The sequence below is a fragment of the Sphingomonas sp. PSPC2-2 genome (genome assembly GCF_049897725.1).
GTDB lineage: Bacteria > Pseudomonadota > Alphaproteobacteria > Sphingomonadales > Sphingomonadaceae > Sphingomonas.
Genome location: NZ_JAFCWU010000001.1, coordinates 775,281 through 791,481, shown reverse-complemented (window position 1 = coordinate 791,481; position 16,201 = coordinate 775,281). Strand labels below are relative to the sequence as shown.

Below are 16,201 nucleotides of genomic sequence, written 5' to 3'. Positions count from 1 at the left end.
CCGGGGGGCGAATCGTTTGAGGAATGCTCATGCCCGATATCCGCGATCGCGCTATCCAGATTTACGACGCCTTCACGCATGAGCATCGCGACCGCCGCGCCCTGTTGCGCGAAATGGTCGGCCTGGTCGGATCGGTCGCTGCTGCCGAAGTGTTGATCGCCGGGATTGCGGCCTCGCCCGCCGCTGCCTCGATCACCCAGCCCGATGACCCGGCGCTGGTGACGCGTAAAGGTCCCTATGCGATCGGGCCGGGCAAGCAATTGACCGGCTATTTCGCGGCACCCAAGGATGCGAAACACGCTGGCGTCGTTATTGTCGTGCATGAAAATCGCGGGCTGACCCCGCATATCGAAGATGTCGCCCGGCGTGTGGCGCTGGCCGGCTTTCAGGCGGTTGCGCCCGATTTTCTGAGCGACCAGGGTGGCACTCCCGTCGACGAGAACCTCGCCCGCGACATGATTGGCAAGGCTGACCTTACCGCGATCACCGGGGAAGCCGTCGCCACGATCGGCGCAATGTCGGCGCAGCCGGGCGCGAACGGCAAGGTTGGCATTATCGGCTTTTGCTGGGGCGGGGCGCTGGTCAATCGTGTTGCCGTGGCGGCGGGCAACGCGTTGGCGGCGGGTGTCGCTTATTATGGCCCGGCACCGGATCCGGCCGAGGCGGGGGCGGTCGCAGCCCCCTTGCTGCTGCATTATGCGGGCAAGGATGCGCGCGTTGCCGCTACGGGCGTGCCGTGGGTTGCCGCGTTGAAGGCGGCGGGCAAGGACGTGACTGCATATGCCTATGACGGCGTCGATCACGCCTTCAACAACGACACCTCGGCTGAACGCTATAACAAGCCCGCCGCTGACTTGGCGTGGGAGCGGACGGTCGCGTTTCTGCACCAGCATCTTGACGGGTAGGGGACTTTCGTTCCACTAATGTTCCGAAGAATCGCTGGGCGATATCTGGGGGAGAATGATCGTGGCGGACCTGACCTTTTACACCAACCCGATGTCGCGCGGCCGGATCGCGCGCTGGATGCTCGAGGAAGTCGGCGCACCCTATGAAACGGTGCTGCTCGATTATGCCACGACGATGAAGGGGGAGCCGTATTTGTCGGTCAACCCGATGGGGAAAGTGCCTGCGATCGTCCATCACGGGCATGTTGTTACCGAATGCGCGGCGATTTGCGCCTATCTCGCCGACGCCTTTCCCGAGGCCGGGCTGGCCCCGCCGACGACGGCGCGGGCGGACTATTATCGCTGGCTGTTCTTCGCGGCGGGGCCACTCGAACATGCGATCACCAACCGGTCGCTTGGCGTGACGCCGACCGATTCGCAGCAACGCATGGCGGGGTACGGATCGTACGATCTGGCAGTCGATACGTTGGAAAAGGCGGTGTCGGCGCATCGCTATTTCGCGGGCGACACCTTTACGGCAGCGGATGTCTATGCCGGGTCGCAAGTGGCCTGGGGCGTGCAATTCGGGTCGCTGCCCAAGCGCGCGGCCTTTGAGGACTATCTTGCGCGCGTGCAGGAGCGGCCTGCCTATCAGCGCGCGAACGAGATCGATAACGCGCTGATGCCGACACCGACACCGGCATCGGCGGCGTAACGGCCGCACTCCACCGCCGGATAGCGTGTCCACCGCCGCGCGGCGGTGGACACGCTCAGTCGGTCAGCGTCAGTTTGGCCAGCAGGAAGTTCGGCATCGGGCCGTTCCAACCGCCATCGTCGACCGCATCGATTGGCTCCAGCGGTTCTGCGCGCTCGGCGGGCGCGCTACGCGGCGGGCGGCTGGTACGGGCGGGGCGATCTTCGCGCGGTGCGCGTGCCTCTCGCGCCGGGCGTTCGGCGCGCGGCGGACGTGGCGGGCGGGCAGGGCGGTCGACCTCGGATGGCGCTTCCTCCGCTTCAACGACGGGCACCGCGACCTTCGCGGCAGCCTTGGGACGGCGGCGTGTTTTCGGGGCAGCTTCGCGCGGCGCTTCTGGCGTGTCGTCGGCAGCGGGGGCGGTGCCGGTCTCGTAGCGCTCGATCTTCAGACCGGTCAGTTTTTCGATGTTCTGGATGTTTTCGGCGTCGTCGGGCGTCGCGAAGGTGAAGGCGATGCCGGTCGCGCCCGCGCGGCCGGTACGACCGATGCGGTGGACATAATCGTCGGGGTGCCACGGCGCGTCATAGTTGAAAACGTGGCTGACGCCCTTGATGTCGATGCCGCGTGCCGCGACGTCGGACGCGACGAGGATCTTGATCTCGCCCTTCTTGAAACGATCGAGCTCGGCGATGCGCTGCGCCTGCTCCATATCGCCATGGATCTCACCCGAGGCAAAGCCCGCGCGCTGCAGCGCCTTGTTTAGTTCGCGCACCGTGGTCTTGCGGTTGGAGAAGATGATACCGGTCTGCACGTCTTCCGCCCGCAACAGCGAGATCAGTGTATCGCGCTTCTTGGCGGCGGAAACGTTGACCAGCCACTGCTTGATGTTGACGTTGGCGGTCGCGGGCCGCGCGACCTCGATCGTCTTGGGATTGTCGAGGAACTTGTCGGCCAGCTTCTTGATCGGCGGCGGCATCGTTGCCGAGAACAGCAACGTCTGCCGCGTCTTGGGCAATTTGGTGCAGATTTCCTCGATATCGGGGATGAACCCCATGTCGAGCATCCGGTCGGCCTCGTCGATCACCAGCATCGAACAGCCCGTGAGCAAAATTTTCCCGCGCCCGAACAGATCCATCAAGCGACCCGGTGTCGCGATGAGGACATCGACCCCCTTTTCGAGCGCGGCGGTCTGGTCGCCCATCGACACGCCACCGATCAGCAACGCCATCGAAAGCTTGTGATATTTGCCGTATTTCTCGAAATTCTCGGCGACCTGCGCGGCCAGTTCGCGCGTCGGTTCGAGGATCAGCGAGCGTGGCATCCGCGCGCGCGATCGGCCCTCACCGAGAATATCGATCATCGGCAGCACGAAGGCGGCGGTCTTGCCCGTGCCCGTCTGCGCGATGGCGACCAAGTCCTTGCCCATCAGCACAGAGGGGATCGCGCTCGCCTGGATCGGAGTCGGCTCGGTATAGCCGGACTCGTTGACGGCGCGCTGGAGTTCGTCGGAAAGGCCGAGATCGGCAAAAGTCATGCGGTATCCGGAAAAAGCGCCCGGGCGAAGCGCCCGCGAACGGTTGAAAAGCGCTTGCCGATCAGGGGCGAAATGTCAAGGTAAACGCGGACGTTCTACTTGTTCCTGGTGATCAAACGCTTGAAAGTGTCAATTCGGCAGGCGCTGCCCGATCGCGCGCGAATCGAGTCTCGTCCGGCGCAGACCATGCCGTCGGGTGTGGCCTTGAGGTAAAGGCCCGAATAGAAATCGAGCGCCGGGCATTTGTTGTCGAACCGCGCGCGCAATCGCGTATCGTCGATGAGGATCAGATCAACGCTGTCGTCGCCCGAGATAAGCGCACCCTCCACCGCTGCCATAGCCACGCATTTCGGCCCTTTTTTCTCAGTCACGCGGGGTGGTGCGGGTTCCGAACGCCGAGACGCAGGCCCGCCGAGGACGCGTGGAATGCGGATTATGATGCGTTGGTGAATGGTCAACTGGGCCAGCGCAACGCCATCGCTATGCGCCATCGCGGCCGAACTGGTCGACGCGAGCGCAAGGAGCAATGAAGCGGGAAGGGCGAAGTTGGGCATAAAGATAAAGGCCAGCGTTACCGTGAATGGTTGAATGCCGGATGAATTGGCGTCTGACCATGCGGATGGTAGGGCAAAAGAATGATGAATGCCCCATTCCCGCCCGGCAATGCCACCTCCGCCCAGCAAAAGGTCATCCACGCAGCCCAGGCGGTACTGGGGGCAAAGGCGGTGACGACGGACGCGGAGGACATCGCGCCGTGGCTGACCGACTGGCGCGGGCGTTTTCACGGCCGCACTCCCGCGATTTTGTCGCCGGATAGTACCGCGGGCGTCGCCCATATAATGCGCCTCGCCGCGGAATATCGGGTGCCGCTGGTGCCGCAGGGGGGCAACACGTCGATGGTGGGCGGCGCTACGCCCCCTTCCGACGGGTCGGCGCTGATCCTGTCCTTGCGGCGGATGAATCGCATACGGTCGATTGATCCGGCCGCCGGCTTGGCGGTGGTGGAGGCCGGGGTGATTCTGGCGGATCTCCACGCCGCCGCCGCCGCGCATGGCTTGCGCTTTCCGCTCACGCTTGGCGCGCGCGGCAGTGCCACGATTGGCGGATTGGCGTCGACCAATGCCGGGGGCACGCAGGTGCTGCGTTTTGGCACCATGCGCGGGCTGGTTGCCGGGGTCGAGGCGGTGCTGCCGGACGGGCAGATTCTCGACGGGCTGGCTGCGCTCAAGAAGGATAATCGCGGCTACGATCTCGACCATCTGCTGATCGGGGCCGAGGGGACGCTCGGCATCATCACGGCGGTGACCGTGCGCCTTTATCCGGCGGTGCTGCAGCGGGCGGCGGCGTGGGCCGGGGTGCCCGATCCCGAGGCGGCGCTGGCTTTGCTGCGGCGGCTCGAGCGCACAAGCGATTCGATCGAAAGTTTCGAGATCATCCCGGGTGATTCGCTGGCGCTGGTCCTCGACCACATTCCCGGCACACGTGCGCCGTTGACCGGGCAGCATGCGTGGCACGTGCTGATCGAGGCGACAACCGCCAATGCCGTAGCCGAATCGCCCGCCATATTGCTGGAGCGGGAACTGGGTGCCGCGATGGCCGATGGCCTGGTTGCCGATGCGACGATCGCAGCATCGGAAGCGCAAGCGGAAGCGTTCTGGCGCATCCGCGATTCCTTGTCTGCGGCTGAACGGGCCAGCGGACCAGCAGTGCAGCACGATATCTCGGTCCCGGTGGCGACGATGCCGCGTTTCATGGTCGAGGCCGCCGCCGCCGCCGAGGCGCGCTTCCCCGGCACACACGCCACGGCGTTCGGGCATCTGGGCGACGGCAACGTGCATTTCCACGTCCGCGCTCCAATGGGGGCCGACGCAACCCGCTGGTATGGGGAGGATGCGCCGCACGTAACGCGATTCGTCCATGATCTGGTGGTTGCAGCGGGTGGTTCGATTTCGGCCGAACACGGTATCGGACAGATGAAGCGGGCGGAATTGGAGCGTTTGTCCTCGCCCGCGCGCCTGGCGTCGCTGCGCGCGATCAAAGCGGGCCTCGATCCGCAGGGATTGATGAATCCCGGCAAATTGCTCGGCCTTGCAGAAACGCCGCGCGCACCATAGAGCCAGCGGCCATCAGGCATAGCAAGCCGCGTGCTTTATCTTAGTCGATGGAGAATTTCTGATGGCCAGCGCGCCGCAATCCCTTCCGCTGTTCTACAACGCGCTCGAGCCTCTTTCGAGCGAAGCGCACGCTGCCTTCCGTTTTCGCGCCCTGGACCGGGCTACTTTCCTGGTCGGCCAGCACGCCATTCCGATTACGGTGGATGAATTCGTTGCGGCACAGCGGTCGCTGCCGATCGTCTTCACCAGCGGCGACGACGCGATCCCGATCGCGCTGATGGGCCTGAACGAGGGCGTCAACGTGTTCATCGGCGACGATGGCAAGCTGACCGAAGATCAGGTCTATGTGCCCGCGTATGTGCGCCGCTATCCTTTCATGCTGGCGCGGCTGCGCCCCGATGCCGAAGAACTGTCGCTGTGCTTCGACCCGACGGGCGAGACGATCGGCACGTTCGACGAGGGCGAGCCGCTGTTCGCCGACGGTAAGCCGACCGAGATCGTGCAGAATATCCTCGCCTTCAACGAGCAGTTCGAGCAGGCGGGCGCGCGCACCGCGAACTTCATGAACGAGCTTCGCGAACTGGACCTGCTGATGGAAGGCGAGGTTACGCTGCAGATCGAAGGCAATGACAAGCCGTTCATCTATCGCGGCTTCCAGATGGTGAACGAGGAAAAGCTCAACGAACTGCGTGGCGACCAACTGCGCAAGATTCAGAAGTCGGGCCTGTTGCCGTTGCTCTACGCGCACCTGTTCTCGCTCTCGACGCTGCCGCAGGTGTTCGACCGTCAGGTCAAATTGGGCAAGGCCCCCGTCCCGCAACTGATCGACTAAGATGACGCGCAGCGCGATCATCGTGCTGGACCATTATACGCGCGGGGCGGTCTGGTTGCACTGGATCGTCGCCGCGCTTGTATTGGTCAATCTGGTGATCGGGCTGTTGCATGACTCGCTGCTGGAAGGGGTGAGAGGGGCGATCCCCTTTCACATGGCGATCGGGCTGTGCGTGCTGGTGCTGACGGTCGCGCGGGTGGCGTGGCGGCTGGTGTATCGCCCGCCGCCGCCGCCCGCGAAATCGGCGGCGTGGGAACGCGCCGTTGCCGGGCTCACCCACGGCGCGTTTTACCTTTTGCTGTTGGCATTGCCGATCACCGGCTGGATGCTGGTATCGCGCAAGCCGGTCGGCGTCGCGTTTTCGTGGTTGGGCGTGTTCGACGTACCAGCGCTCCCGATTTCCCGGGCAGCCAGCGGGGCGGCCCATAGCGCGCACGGCCTGCTTGGATATGCAATGGTCGGGCTGATCGTACTCCATGTCTGTGCCGCGCTGCGTCACCATTTCGTGTTGCGCGACGGTACGCTCACGCGGATGATTCCGGCGTTGGCGCGACCGAAATAGGCTCCGCTGATCCGGCCGAAATTTGGCCCTTGAAGCGCGAAAACCTCTTACCTATATCTGTTGCACGCGGCTTCGTGTTCCCCCCTTTCGCGGGGCCGCGCGGCACCCTTTCAGGGTGCCTCCTCCCTGAACCTTGGCCACCGCGTGCTGCATTGCACGCGGTGGTTTTTTATTCGGCCGCAATCGATAGCGGGGTTGCGGCCTCATCGGCCAGCGCGTCGATCATATCCCGCAACATTCGCGCCACCGCCGGAAGCGTATCGCCTGGGCGATCCCCTGCAGGATCGAGATAGAGGCTGCGGTCGAATTCGATTTGGATGGCATGCACCCCGTTTGCGGGCCGTGCGTGGGTATCGAGGATATGGCCCCCGGCATATGGGGTGTTTAGCGCGGTTTTAACACTGTGTCGGTGCGCCGCGGCCTCGACTGCCGCGATGAAGCGGGTACCGGCACTACGCCCAAACCGATCCCCGATGACCAGTCTTGGTTGGTCCGGTCCGAGCGACGGCATGGAATGGATGTCGAGCAGCACGGCGGTGCCAAAGCGCGCCCGGGCTGCGGCCAGCGCGCATGCCAGCGCGGCGTGATAGGGGCGGTGGTCGTTGCGGATGCGGGCGTTGACGTCATTGGCGTCAAGCCGACGCCGCCATAATTCCCCGGCCCCCGCGACTCGTCGCGGCACGAGCCCCAGCCCGCCGCGCAGCTTGGCAGAGGCGTGTGGCATTGCGGTCCAAGCCGCGCCTTCGTCGATTGCGGGATCGCGTTCCTGCTCGGAACGGTTGAGGTCGATCCAGGCGCGCGCTCGACGCTGCACGAACAGCGCTTCATCGCGGTGCGCGGCCAGCGCCACGGCATCGATATAGCGGTCTTCCAGCACCGTTGCGGCAGCAAGGGGAACCCGCAGCGCCGCCCGTAGCGCAAGTGGATAGTCGCGCCCGGCATGCGGTACCGACAGCACGATCGGGCTGAGCGGCGGATCATCGCCAAAGCGGTCGAAGGCGCATTCCGGAGCGGTCATCTCCTCCCTTTGTAGCACAAGCCACGCAGCGATCCGGCTGGAAAATATTAAGGGCTTTGCGCATAGGAAAGGATGGTAAAGCGCAGCGAGGCTGCGAGGCGGGATTTTGGAATGATACGCATTTTGCTGGCCGAAGATGATCGCGTGATGCGCGAATATCTGACTCGTGCGCTTGAACGGTCCGGCTATGCAGTGGTGGCGGTCGATCGTGGCACAGCGGCGATTCCCTTGCTGGAGACCGAGCATTTCGACCTGCTGCTGACCGATATCGTGATGCCGGAAATGGACGGCATCGAACTTGCGCAGAAGGCGGGGGACATGTTGCCGGATCTGCGGGTGATGTTCATCACCGGCTTTGCCGCAGTGACGCTGAAGGCGGGCAAGACGATGCCGCAGGCACGCGTGCTGTCCAAGCCGTTTCACCTGCGGGATCTTGTGCTCGAGGTCGATCGCATGTTCGAGCATGAACGCGTGAGCGACAATATTTAAATCGTGCAGGAGACGCTTGCGCGACGGCCAAGCCTTCGTTAAAGGCCGCCCCTCGCTAGGCATCGCCACGGCGAAGTGGGCGTGTAGCTCAGTGGTAGAGCACTGTGTTGACATCGCAGGGGTCGCAAGTTCAATCCTTGCCACGCCCACCATTAAAAGGGCCGTCAACTCTCAGAGTTGGCGGCCCTTTTCTGTTTTCGCCAATGTGCTGGCCCGGGCGATGATCTGGGGCACGATGCGCCGGACGTCGGTGTCCGTTTCACCGGCGAGGATCGCGGCAATGCGCGATACCGCCTCCGCACCGATCTCGGCGATCCCGACGCGCATCGTGCTGAGCGCGGGTGTTACGAAACGCGCGAGGGGAATGTCGTCGAATCCCGCCACTGCGATGTCGTCGGGAACCGCCAGTCCGGCGCGTTGAAATGCCACCATCGCACCAATTGCCATCATGTCGTTCGCGGCGAACAAGGCATCGGCGCGTTCCGCATCCGCGATCAATTGCAGTGCCGCCGCCGTGCCCGTTTCCTCTTCGAAATTGCCGGTCAGGATTCGCGGGCTGAGGCCGTGCCGGGCCATTGCCTCGCGGTAGCCGGCGATGCGTTCCTCGGCGTCGCGGTTGCCACGGGGGCCGGACAAATGAACGATCCGTCGTCGCCCGGAAGCGATCAGATGCTCGACCATCGCGTCGGCCCCGGCGGCGTTGTCGATACGGAACTGCGGATGATCCGCCGCTACGTCCGGGCAACTGATGAGAACGGTTGGCAAGCTTGTCGGCAGATGCGTCAGCAGCCGCTCGGGGTCGATATCGGGGGCCATGAGGATCAGCGCGTCGACGCGTCCCCGCATAAACTGCAACGTTTCGGTTCCCCGCCGGTCGCCATGCATGTTGGACAGCAGCAATTGCAGCCCGCGGGCCGATGCCTCGCCGTCCATGCCACGCAGCGCTTCAGAATAGAATTCTCCGTGCAGGTCGGGGAGCATCACGCCGATCGCGTTGGTTTGCGCGAGGCTGAGGCTTCGCGCGCCGGTGTGCGGCACGTAGCCGAGCGCGGCTGCCACGCTCTGGACCCGCTCGCGCAGGTTTGCGCGGACGTTGCCGTGGCCGTTCAGTGCGCGCGACACGGTCGCGATAGAAACGTTCGCTGCGCGGGCGACGTCGCGGATGGTGGCGTGCGCCATAAGGGGAGCAATCTCCAGCCGTTCGTTGGGCCACGCTTGCACCACGAATGGGGGAATTCGGCAAGGCTCTTGCTGTAACCGGTTACATCACTGTACCAAGACCGAAATCGGGAGGATTGAGGTGGATAACATGCAGGTTTCGCGACGTAGCTTGATGCTTGGCGGCGCGGCTGCGCTGGCGTGGCGGGCGTCTCCGGCACAGGCTTTGATCGCGACGCTGGGCGAAGGCGTTCTGCCGACCGCAGTCGAAGCCCTGATCGGCATGATGACGCTGGAAGAGAAGGCCGGACAGCTCACGCTGATGGCCGCGGCCTGGGCCGGGGGAGCCGCCAATCGGCTCAACCCGATCACACCGACCGGTGGGTATGCGTCGCAACTCGCCGACGCCAAGGCGGGCCGCCTAAGCGGCGTGTTCAACGGCAATGGTGCGAAGATGGCGCACGAAATGCAGCGCGCGGCGATGGCCAGCCGGTTGAAAATTCCGCTGATCTTCGCCGCCGACGTGATCCACGGCTTCCGCACCGTCTTCCCGGTACCGCTTGGGGAAGCGTCGAGCTTCGATCCCGCGCTTGCCGAACGCACCGCGCGCGTCGCGGCGGTCGAGGCGTCTGCAGCCGGGATCGACTGGACCTTCGCGCCGATGGTCGACATTGCGCGCGATGCCCGCTGGGGGCGTGGCGTCGAGGGCGCGGGCGAGGATGTGCTGCTCGGGGAGGACATGGCGCGCGCGCGGGTGCGCGGTTTCCAAGGCGATGCGCTGACCGCGAACGACGCCGTGGTGGCCTGTGCCAAGCATTTCGCCGCCTATGGCGCGGCCGAGGGCGGGCTGGATTACAATACGGTGGACATTTCGGAGCGCAGTTTGCGGGAGGTCTACTTCCCGCCGTTTCAGGCGGCGCTCGACGCCGGCGCGCTGTCGGTGATGGCGGCGTTCAACGAAGTTGCGGGGGTGCCGGCGACCGCGAATCACTGGCTGATGACCGACGTGTTGCGCGACCAATGGGGCTTTAGCGGGCTGACGGTGTCCGACTATACTGGCGACGAGGAACTGGTCGCGCACGGCTTTGCCGCCGATGCGCGCGACGCGGCGCGGCTGGCGTTCCTCGCCGGGGTCGATATGAGCATGCAAAGCGCGCTTTATCTCAAATATCTGCCCGATCTGGTGACGTCCGGCGCGGTGCCGATGGCGCGGCTCGATCAGGCTGTGCGCCGGGTGTTGCGCGTCAAGGTCGCGCTTGGCCTGTTCGCCGATCCCTTCCGCCGCATCGATCCGCAGCGCGAAGCGGCCCGCATCGGCACTCCTGCGCATCGGTCGGTGGCGCGTGAGTCGGCGCGGCGGTCGATCGTCATGCTCAAGAATGATGGTGCACTGCTGCCGCTGCCACAAAACCGGAAAATCGCGCTGATCGGGCCGTTCGCGGCGGGGCAGCACGACTTGATCGGACCGTGGAACGTCTATGGCTCGGATGCTGAGGCAATCGATCTCGCGACGGGGGTGCGCGCGCTCGCCGGGCGTCAGGCGCAGATCACCGTCACGCAGGGGTGTGGCATCGAAACGCCGCTCGACGGCGGAATCGCAGCGGCGGTGGCGGCCGCGCATGCGGCCGACATCGTCGTGCTCGCGATCGGCGAGGGGCAAGACATGTCCGGCGAAGCACAGGCGCGCACCGAGATCGTGGTGCCCGCCGCACAGCAGGCCCTGGCCGAAGCCGTCGCGGCCACCGGCAAGCCGATTGTCGTTCTGCTCAAGAACGGCCGTGCGCTGGCGCTGGATGGCGCGGTGCTCGCAGCGCCTGCGATCCTGGTGACGTGGTTCCTCGGCTCGGAAGGGGGGGCGGCGATCGCCGAGATTCTGTTCGGCCATGCCAGCCCTTCGGGACGACTTCCGGTGAGCTTCCCGCGCGCGCCCGGTCAGGTGCCCTATTATTATGCGCACAAATCGACCGGGCGGCCCAATCCTGACGGCCCGCTGGCGCCGTTCAAGGCGCATTATCGCGGCATTCCCAATTCGGCCCTGTTTCCGTTCGGGCACGGCCTGACGTACGCGAACGTGGACTATGCCGCACTGGAGATTGACCACGGCGACACGCTGGCCTGGGATGGTACCCTGATGCTTTCGGCGACCGTCACCAACACCGGCAAGGTCGCGGTGGACGAAGTGGTTCAACTCTACATCCACGACATAGCGGCGAGCATCACGCGCCCGGTGCGGCAGCTCAAGGGCTATCGGCGCGTGTCGCTGGCACCGGGCAAGTCGGAGAAGGTCAGCTTCACGCTGCGGCGGTCCGATCTGGCCTTCGTCGGCGAGTCCCTGAAGCCGACGGTCGAGCCAGGCGCGTTCCGGGTCTGGATCGCGCCATCGGCCGAAGCGGAGGGCGTTTCGGGTACCTTCACGCTGGCGGCGTAGCGTCTGTTCGCTGCGCCAGCGTCGCGACAATCCGTCGATGGGTGTCGCGCCGCAGCGGGTTCGACGCCATTGCGCGCGCCGACAGTATACAGCCGATGATCGGGGCTGCGACCATGATCCAACGGATGCCGGTAAGGACGTGCGGTGTTTGCGGCACTTGGGGGGCATAGCCAATGGCGGCATAGGCAAAACCGGTGATCGCGGTCGCGGCACCGATCGAGACCTTCTGCAGGAACGCCGCGACGCCGAACGACAGTGCTTCGACGCGGACACCGCCATGATATTCGCCATATTCCACCGTGTCCGGCAGCATCGCCCAGAAGACGAAGCTGAACGCGGCGAGCGCCGCCTGCATCGTCACCAGGAACAGGTCCGCACGCCACGCCGCACCATCATCGCTCAACGCAAAGGCGATACTGGCTACGGTCGCCAGGGCGACGGCACCGAGCCACAGTGCGCGGCTGCCGATCCGATGTCGCACGACCATCCACAAGGGCACGGTCAGGCCCCCGGCCACACCCATCAGCGCCAGCGCGGTCGTCCCCGCAGACTCGTCGTGGACGATATAGGTGAAGTAATAGAGCACCGAGCGGGTCATCATCGTCGTTGCCACCGCGACGCACATCATCGCGGTGCACAGCGTGACGAACGCGTAATTGGTCGCAAGCGTCCGCAGGCCGTCGCGCAGCGAGGCATGCGGCCTGTCGCGCCGCGGCGAGCCTGCGCGGGCGGGGGTGCCGCGAGCGACATGGAGCAGCACTGGCGTCGCGACCAGCGAGAAGACGGCGGCGGCACTTAGCAGCCCCTTCGTGCTGGTCAGGCTGCCTGACACGGCGAGCGAAATGCGCTCGGTCGCGAGCGACACCACGACGACGGCGACGGTGCCGAAGACCATCCGCAGCCCCGCGATCGCTGCGCGGTCGCGGCTGTCGCTACTGATCCGCACGCTCCACGCGGCGTAAGGGATGTTCACCAGCGCGTAGAGCGAGCGAAACACGAACTGGGCGACGAGCAATGCCCCGAGAAATAGCGCTCCGTGAAATGGCGGTGCCAGGTACAGCAGTGGGAACGCCAGGCCGAGCGGAACAGCCCCCAGGCCGACCGTCCGGGCATAGCTGCCGCGCCCACGCTCGACCCACATGCCGGTCAGCAGATCGGCCATTCCGTCCCACACCGAACCCAGCATCGCAATCAGGCCCGCAACCTGCGGGGCCAGATGGAGCACGTCGGTATAATAGAAGAACAGGAAGAGGCTCGAACTCTGCCAATACAGATTGCAGGCGAAATCGCCCGAGGCAAAACGCAGTCGTGCGGGCCAGGAAAGCTGTGGCGCGGGAGGAACCGAATCTGCCATTCACGAGGCGATAGCACATCGCCCGGATCGATCCGCATTTCGCTTGACCACCATCTGTAACCGGTTACATCGGGGCCGCGGCTGATGCATCACCCCTGCACAGCATGGAGAGGCCAATTGATCGATCGTCGTTGCTTCAGCGCCACCGCGCTCCTTGCGGTCGGCGGACTTGCGGCAGATCGGGCGGCGGCGCTGGCAGGCCGACGGCCCAAGCGCACGACGGGGGCAACTCCGCTGCCCGCCTTGTTGGACGATCTCGAACACCGCACGTTCCGCTGGTTCTGGGACACTGGCAATCCCGCAAACGGCCTGGTCCCCGATAGTTGGCCCAATCCCGCTTTCTGCAGCATCGCAGCGGTCGGCTTTGCGCTGACAGCCTATCCGATCGGTGTGGCGCGCGGCTGGATCAGCCGGTCCGCCGCACGTGCGCGGACGCTGGCGACGCTGCGCTTCTTTGATCGCGCGCCGCAGGGTCCGGCGGCCGACGGCGTTACCGGTCATCAGGGATTCTTCTACCACTTCCTGCACATGGACAGCGGCCTGCGGTATGGCGATGTCGAGCTGTCGTCGGTGGACAGCACGATGCTGTTCCTCGGCATGCTGTTTGCCGCCGAATATTTCGACCAGGACCATCCCGACGAGCGCGAGATCGGTCGTCTCGCCCGGACGATCTACGCCCGCGCCGACTGGGAGTGGTTCCGTCGTGGCGCGGCGGCGATTTCGATGGGCTGGCATCCCGGCCAGGGTTTCATCGCGCGCAGCTGGGATGGTTATAACGAAGGCATGATGGTCAACCTGCTCGCGCTCGGGTCGCCCACACACCCGGTCGCGGCGAATATCTGGGACGCCTGGTGCGCGCCTTACCCGCAGTGCTGGCGCGGTAGCGGCGACACGCGTCGGCTCGCGTTCGCCCCGATGTTCGGGCATCAGTATAGCCAAATGTGGATCGACTTCCGTGGGATCCGCGACGCCGCGATGCGTGCGGCGGGGCTTGATTATTTCGAGAACAGCCGACGCGAAACCTGGGCGCAGCGCAGCTACGCGATCCGCAATCCGATGGGATGGGACGGTTATTCGCGGGACGTCTGGGGACTGACCGCTTGTGTCGGCCCGGCCGATGTCGAGCATGATTTCAAGGGCACCCAGCGCAGCTTCCGCTCCTATTCGGCGCGCGGGCCGATCGACGAGCCCGATGGCTATGACGACGGCACGATCGCGCCGACCGCCGCAATCGGCTCGCTTGCCTTCGCGCCGGAAATCGTGGTTCCCGCAACGCTGGCGATGCATGCGCGCTATGGCCCGTGGCTGTATGGCGACTACGGCTTTTACGACGCCTTCAACCCGAGTTTTCGCTGGAGCGACAAGCCGGTGCAGCTTGGCGTCGTCGACCCGGCGCGCGGTTGGGTTTCGCGCAATTATCTCGGTATCGATCAAGGACCGATCCTTGGCGCGATCGCGAATGCGAAGGAGGATTTCATCTGGCGCACGATGCGACGCTCGGGCCCGATCCGCCTGGGGTTGCAGCGCGCCGGCTTCACTGGCGGATGGCTCGCCGCATAAACCGGCAGGGGAGAGGGCAGCATGGACGCTAACGCGCCGCTACGGACGATCACTATCGTTGGCGGCGGGACTGCGGGGTGGATGAGTGCGGCGCTGCTGTCCCACGTGTTCCGCAGCTACACGATCCGGCTGATCGAATCCGACGAAATCGGGATCATCGGCGTGGGCGAGGCGACAATCCCATCGATCCGTACCTACAATGATCTGGCGGGGATCGACCAGATCGAGATGATGCGCGCAAGCCAGGCGACCTTCAAGCTCGGGATCGACTTCGTCGACTGGCATCGCGGCGCGGATCGCTATTTTCACGGCTTCGGTCGCATCGGCCACGATTTTATGTGGCTGCACCCGCATCAGCTATGGCTGGGCGAGCGCTGCGAGACGAGGGCACCATTCGACGCCTATGCGCTCAATTGCGTCGCGGCGATGCAAAACAAGTTCAGGTATCCCGATCCGCGCAGCCCGGGTTCGCCGCTCGGCGGACTGGACTATGCCTATCATTTCGATGCGTCGCTGTTCGCGCGCTATTTGCGTGGTCGTTCGGAGGCCAATGGCGTCATCCGGATCGAGGGAAAGATCGTGGATGTGACCCGCGATCGCGAAAGCGGCCATGTTGCGCAGCTCGTGCTCGACGATGGCCGTGCGGTCGATGGCGACCTGTTCGTCGATTGTTCGGGTATGCGCGCGCTGCTGATCGGCGATGCGCTCGGCGTCGGCTATGAGGATTGGAACCACTGGCTGCTCAACGATCGTGCGCTGGCGGTCCCATGCGAGCGGGTGGCACCGTTGACGCCTTATACGCGTGTGACGGCACGCGGGGCCGGCTGGCAGTGGCGGATTCCGCTTCAGCACCGCACCGGCAACGGGCATGTCTATTCGAGCGCGCACATCAGCGACGACCAAGCGGCCGCGCTGCTTCTTGCCAATCTTGACGGCAAGCCGCTCGCCGATCCACGCGCCATCCGGTTTCGTCCGGGCAAGCGGCATCGGGCGTGGGAGAAGAACGTCGTCGCCATCGGCCTGTCGGCGGGGTTTCTCGAGCCGCTCGAATCGACCAGCATCCACTTGATCCACACCGGCATCACCAAGCTGCTGGGCCTGTTTCCGCATCGCGGTTTCGCCGCAGCGGACATCGCGGAATATAATCGCCAACACGATTTCGAATTTACCGACGTGCGCGACTTCATCGTGGCACATTACAAGGTGACCGATCGCGAGGACACGCCCTATTGGCGTTATCTGAAGCACATGGCGATCCCGGACAGCCTTGCCGAACGGCTGGCATTATTCGCCTCGTCGGGCCGTTTCTACAAACGCGCCGCAGCCGAGCTGTTTCGGGTCGAAAGCTGGGTCCAGGTTCTGCTGGGGCAGGGGTTTGCGATGGGATGCGACCCCAATGCGGCGATGGTGTCGGCCGAAGTGCGAAGCGACTTTCTCGCCGATGTCGCGGACGTCACCGCTGACGTCGCCGCCGCCATGCCCGATCACGCCGCCTTCATCGCCCGCCATTGCAAGGCACCGCCGATCGCGGCCTGATCCGGTCGCATCGTCACCCCGGGGATATCCTCGGG

Annotated in this window: 14 protein-coding genes and 1 tRNA gene; 10 read left to right on the top strand and 5 right to left on the bottom strand. The window is 64.8% G+C overall.

Annotated features, from left to right (window positions below; genetic code table 11):
• Positions 1 to 29: 29 nt before the first annotated feature.
• Positions 30 to 905, top strand: a complete 876-nt coding sequence (locus ACP7BY_RS03830; RefSeq protein ID WP_171010517.1) for a dienelactone hydrolase family protein — start codon at positions 30 to 32, stop codon at positions 903 to 905.
• A 55-nt stretch (positions 906 to 960) separates the two neighbouring features.
• The gene (locus ACP7BY_RS03825; protein ID WP_033966047.1) at positions 961 to 1,599 is read left to right on the top strand and encodes a glutathione S-transferase family protein; all 639 of its coding nucleotides are present in this window, start codon (positions 961 to 963) and stop codon (positions 1,597 to 1,599) included.
• 55 nt (positions 1,600 to 1,654) lie between these two features.
• On the opposite strand, the gene ACP7BY_RS03820 is transcribed toward ACP7BY_RS03825, so the two are convergent.
• Both ACP7BY_RS03820 and ACP7BY_RS03815 read right to left on the bottom strand, forming a co-directional pair.
• On the bottom strand, positions 1,655 to 3,115 hold the full coding sequence (locus ACP7BY_RS03820; protein ID WP_126847908.1) for a DEAD/DEAH box helicase: 1,461 nt from the start codon (positions 3,113 to 3,115) through the stop codon (positions 1,655 to 1,657).
• A gap of 95 nt (positions 3,116 to 3,210) precedes the next feature.
• Complete coding sequence (locus tag ACP7BY_RS03815; RefSeq protein WP_249340850.1) at positions 3,211 to 3,798, bottom strand: hypothetical protein; 588 nt, start codon at positions 3,796 to 3,798, stop codon at positions 3,211 to 3,213.
• Between ACP7BY_RS03815 and ACP7BY_RS03810 the strand changes: the two genes are divergently transcribed.
• The 3 genes from ACP7BY_RS03810 to ACP7BY_RS03800 all read left to right on the top strand — a co-directional run bounded on the left by ACP7BY_RS03810 (position 3,754) and on the right by ACP7BY_RS03800 (position 6,623).
• On the top strand, positions 3,754 to 5,229 hold the full coding sequence (locus ACP7BY_RS03810) for an FAD-binding oxidoreductase (protein WP_033966061.1): 1,476 nt from the start codon (positions 3,754 to 3,756) through the stop codon (positions 5,227 to 5,229). The two genes, ACP7BY_RS03815 and ACP7BY_RS03810, sit on opposite strands and share 45 nt — an antisense overlap.
• Before the next feature lie 61 nt (positions 5,230 to 5,290).
• Positions 5,291 to 6,061 carry a SapC family protein gene (locus ACP7BY_RS03805; RefSeq protein ID WP_126847910.1) on the top strand — a complete coding sequence of 257 codons (771 nt, stop codon included), beginning with the start codon at positions 5,291 to 5,293 and terminating at the stop codon, positions 6,059 to 6,061.
• A gap of 1 nt (position 6,062) precedes the next feature.
• Positions 6,063 to 6,623, top strand: a complete 561-nt coding sequence (locus ACP7BY_RS03800; protein ID WP_126847912.1) for a cytochrome b — start codon at positions 6,063 to 6,065, stop codon at positions 6,621 to 6,623.
• A gap of 169 nt (positions 6,624 to 6,792) precedes the next feature.
• On the opposite strand, the gene ACP7BY_RS03795 is transcribed toward ACP7BY_RS03800, so the two are convergent.
• Entirely contained in the window at positions 6,793 to 7,641 is an 849-nt protein-coding gene (locus tag ACP7BY_RS03795; protein ID WP_137902794.1) for an N-formylglutamate amidohydrolase, read from the bottom strand.
• Between the two features lie 111 nt (positions 7,642 to 7,752).
• On the opposite strand from ACP7BY_RS03795, the gene cpdR reads away from it, so the two are divergent.
• Complete coding sequence (gene cpdR / locus ACP7BY_RS03790; protein WP_033966056.1) at positions 7,753 to 8,130, top strand: cell cycle two-component system response regulator CpdR; 378 nt, start codon at positions 7,753 to 7,755, stop codon at positions 8,128 to 8,130.
• Between the two features lie 77 nt (positions 8,131 to 8,207).
• Positions 8,208 to 8,282, top strand: a tRNA-Val gene (locus tag ACP7BY_RS03785).
• A gap of 19 nt (positions 8,283 to 8,301) precedes the next feature.
• Here the strand turns inward: ACP7BY_RS03785 and ACP7BY_RS03780 are convergent.
• Positions 8,302 to 9,309 carry a LacI family DNA-binding transcriptional regulator gene (locus ACP7BY_RS03780; RefSeq protein WP_033966054.1) on the bottom strand — a complete coding sequence of 336 codons (1,008 nt, stop codon included), beginning with the start codon at positions 9,307 to 9,309 and terminating at the stop codon, positions 8,302 to 8,304.
• Positions 9,310 to 9,439: 130 nt separating this feature from the next.
• Here ACP7BY_RS03780 and ACP7BY_RS03775 point away from each other — a divergent pair, with 130 nt between their 5' ends.
• On the top strand, positions 9,440 to 11,716 hold the full coding sequence (locus ACP7BY_RS03775; protein ID WP_137902793.1) for a glycoside hydrolase family 3 N-terminal domain-containing protein: 2,277 nt from the start codon (positions 9,440 to 9,442) through the stop codon (positions 11,714 to 11,716).
• Here the strand turns inward: ACP7BY_RS03775 and ACP7BY_RS03770 are convergent.
• Entirely contained in the window at positions 11,700 to 13,070 is a 1,371-nt protein-coding gene (locus tag ACP7BY_RS03770; RefSeq protein WP_137902792.1) for an MFS transporter, read from the bottom strand. The two genes, ACP7BY_RS03775 and ACP7BY_RS03770, sit on opposite strands and share 17 nt — an antisense overlap.
• 117 nt (positions 13,071 to 13,187) lie before the next feature.
• On the opposite strand from ACP7BY_RS03770, the gene ACP7BY_RS03765 reads away from it, so the two are divergent.
• Entirely contained in the window at positions 13,188 to 14,630 is a 1,443-nt protein-coding gene (locus ACP7BY_RS03765; RefSeq protein ID WP_171010516.1) for a glucoamylase family protein, read from the top strand.
• 21 nt (positions 14,631 to 14,651) lie between these two features.
• The gene (locus ACP7BY_RS03760; RefSeq protein WP_033966053.1) at positions 14,652 to 16,166 is read left to right on the top strand and encodes a tryptophan halogenase family protein; all 1,515 of its coding nucleotides are present in this window, start codon (positions 14,652 to 14,654) and stop codon (positions 16,164 to 16,166) included.
• Positions 16,167 to 16,201 lie beyond the last annotated feature (35 nt).

Coding starts and splice junctions, on each gene's coding strand:
- ACP7BY_RS03805 (WP_126847910.1), top strand. CDS start 5,291: ATGGCCAGCGCGCCGCAATCCCTTCCGCTGTTCTACAACGCGCTCGAG.
- cpdR (WP_033966056.1), top strand. CDS start 7,753: ATGATACGCATTTTGCTGGCCGAAGATGATCGCGTGATGCGCGAATAT.
- ACP7BY_RS03830 (WP_171010517.1), top strand. CDS start 30: ATGCCCGATATCCGCGATCGCGCTATCCAGATTTACGACGCCTTCACG.
- ACP7BY_RS03825 (WP_033966047.1), top strand. CDS start 961: ATGATCGTGGCGGACCTGACCTTTTACACCAACCCGATGTCGCGCGGC.
- ACP7BY_RS03820 (WP_126847908.1), bottom strand. CDS start 3,115: ATGACTTTTGCCGATCTCGGCCTTTCCGACGAACTCCAGCGCGCCGTC.
- ACP7BY_RS03795 (WP_137902794.1), bottom strand. CDS start 7,641: ATGACCGCTCCGGAATGCGCCTTCGACCGCTTTGGCGATGATCCGCCG.
- ACP7BY_RS03780 (WP_033966054.1), bottom strand. CDS start 9,309: ATGGCGCACGCCACCATCCGCGACGTCGCCCGCGCAGCGAACGTTTCT.
- ACP7BY_RS03770 (WP_137902792.1), bottom strand. CDS start 13,070: ATGGCAGATTCGGTTCCTCCCGCGCCACAGCTTTCCTGGCCCGCACGA.
- ACP7BY_RS03810 (WP_033966061.1), top strand. CDS start 3,754: ATGAATGCCCCATTCCCGCCCGGCAATGCCACCTCCGCCCAGCAAAAG.
- ACP7BY_RS03800 (WP_126847912.1), top strand. CDS start 6,063: ATGACGCGCAGCGCGATCATCGTGCTGGACCATTATACGCGCGGGGCG.
- ACP7BY_RS03760 (WP_033966053.1), top strand. CDS start 14,652: ATGGACGCTAACGCGCCGCTACGGACGATCACTATCGTTGGCGGCGGG.
- ACP7BY_RS03775 (WP_137902793.1), top strand. CDS start 9,440: ATGCAGGTTTCGCGACGTAGCTTGATGCTTGGCGGCGCGGCTGCGCTG.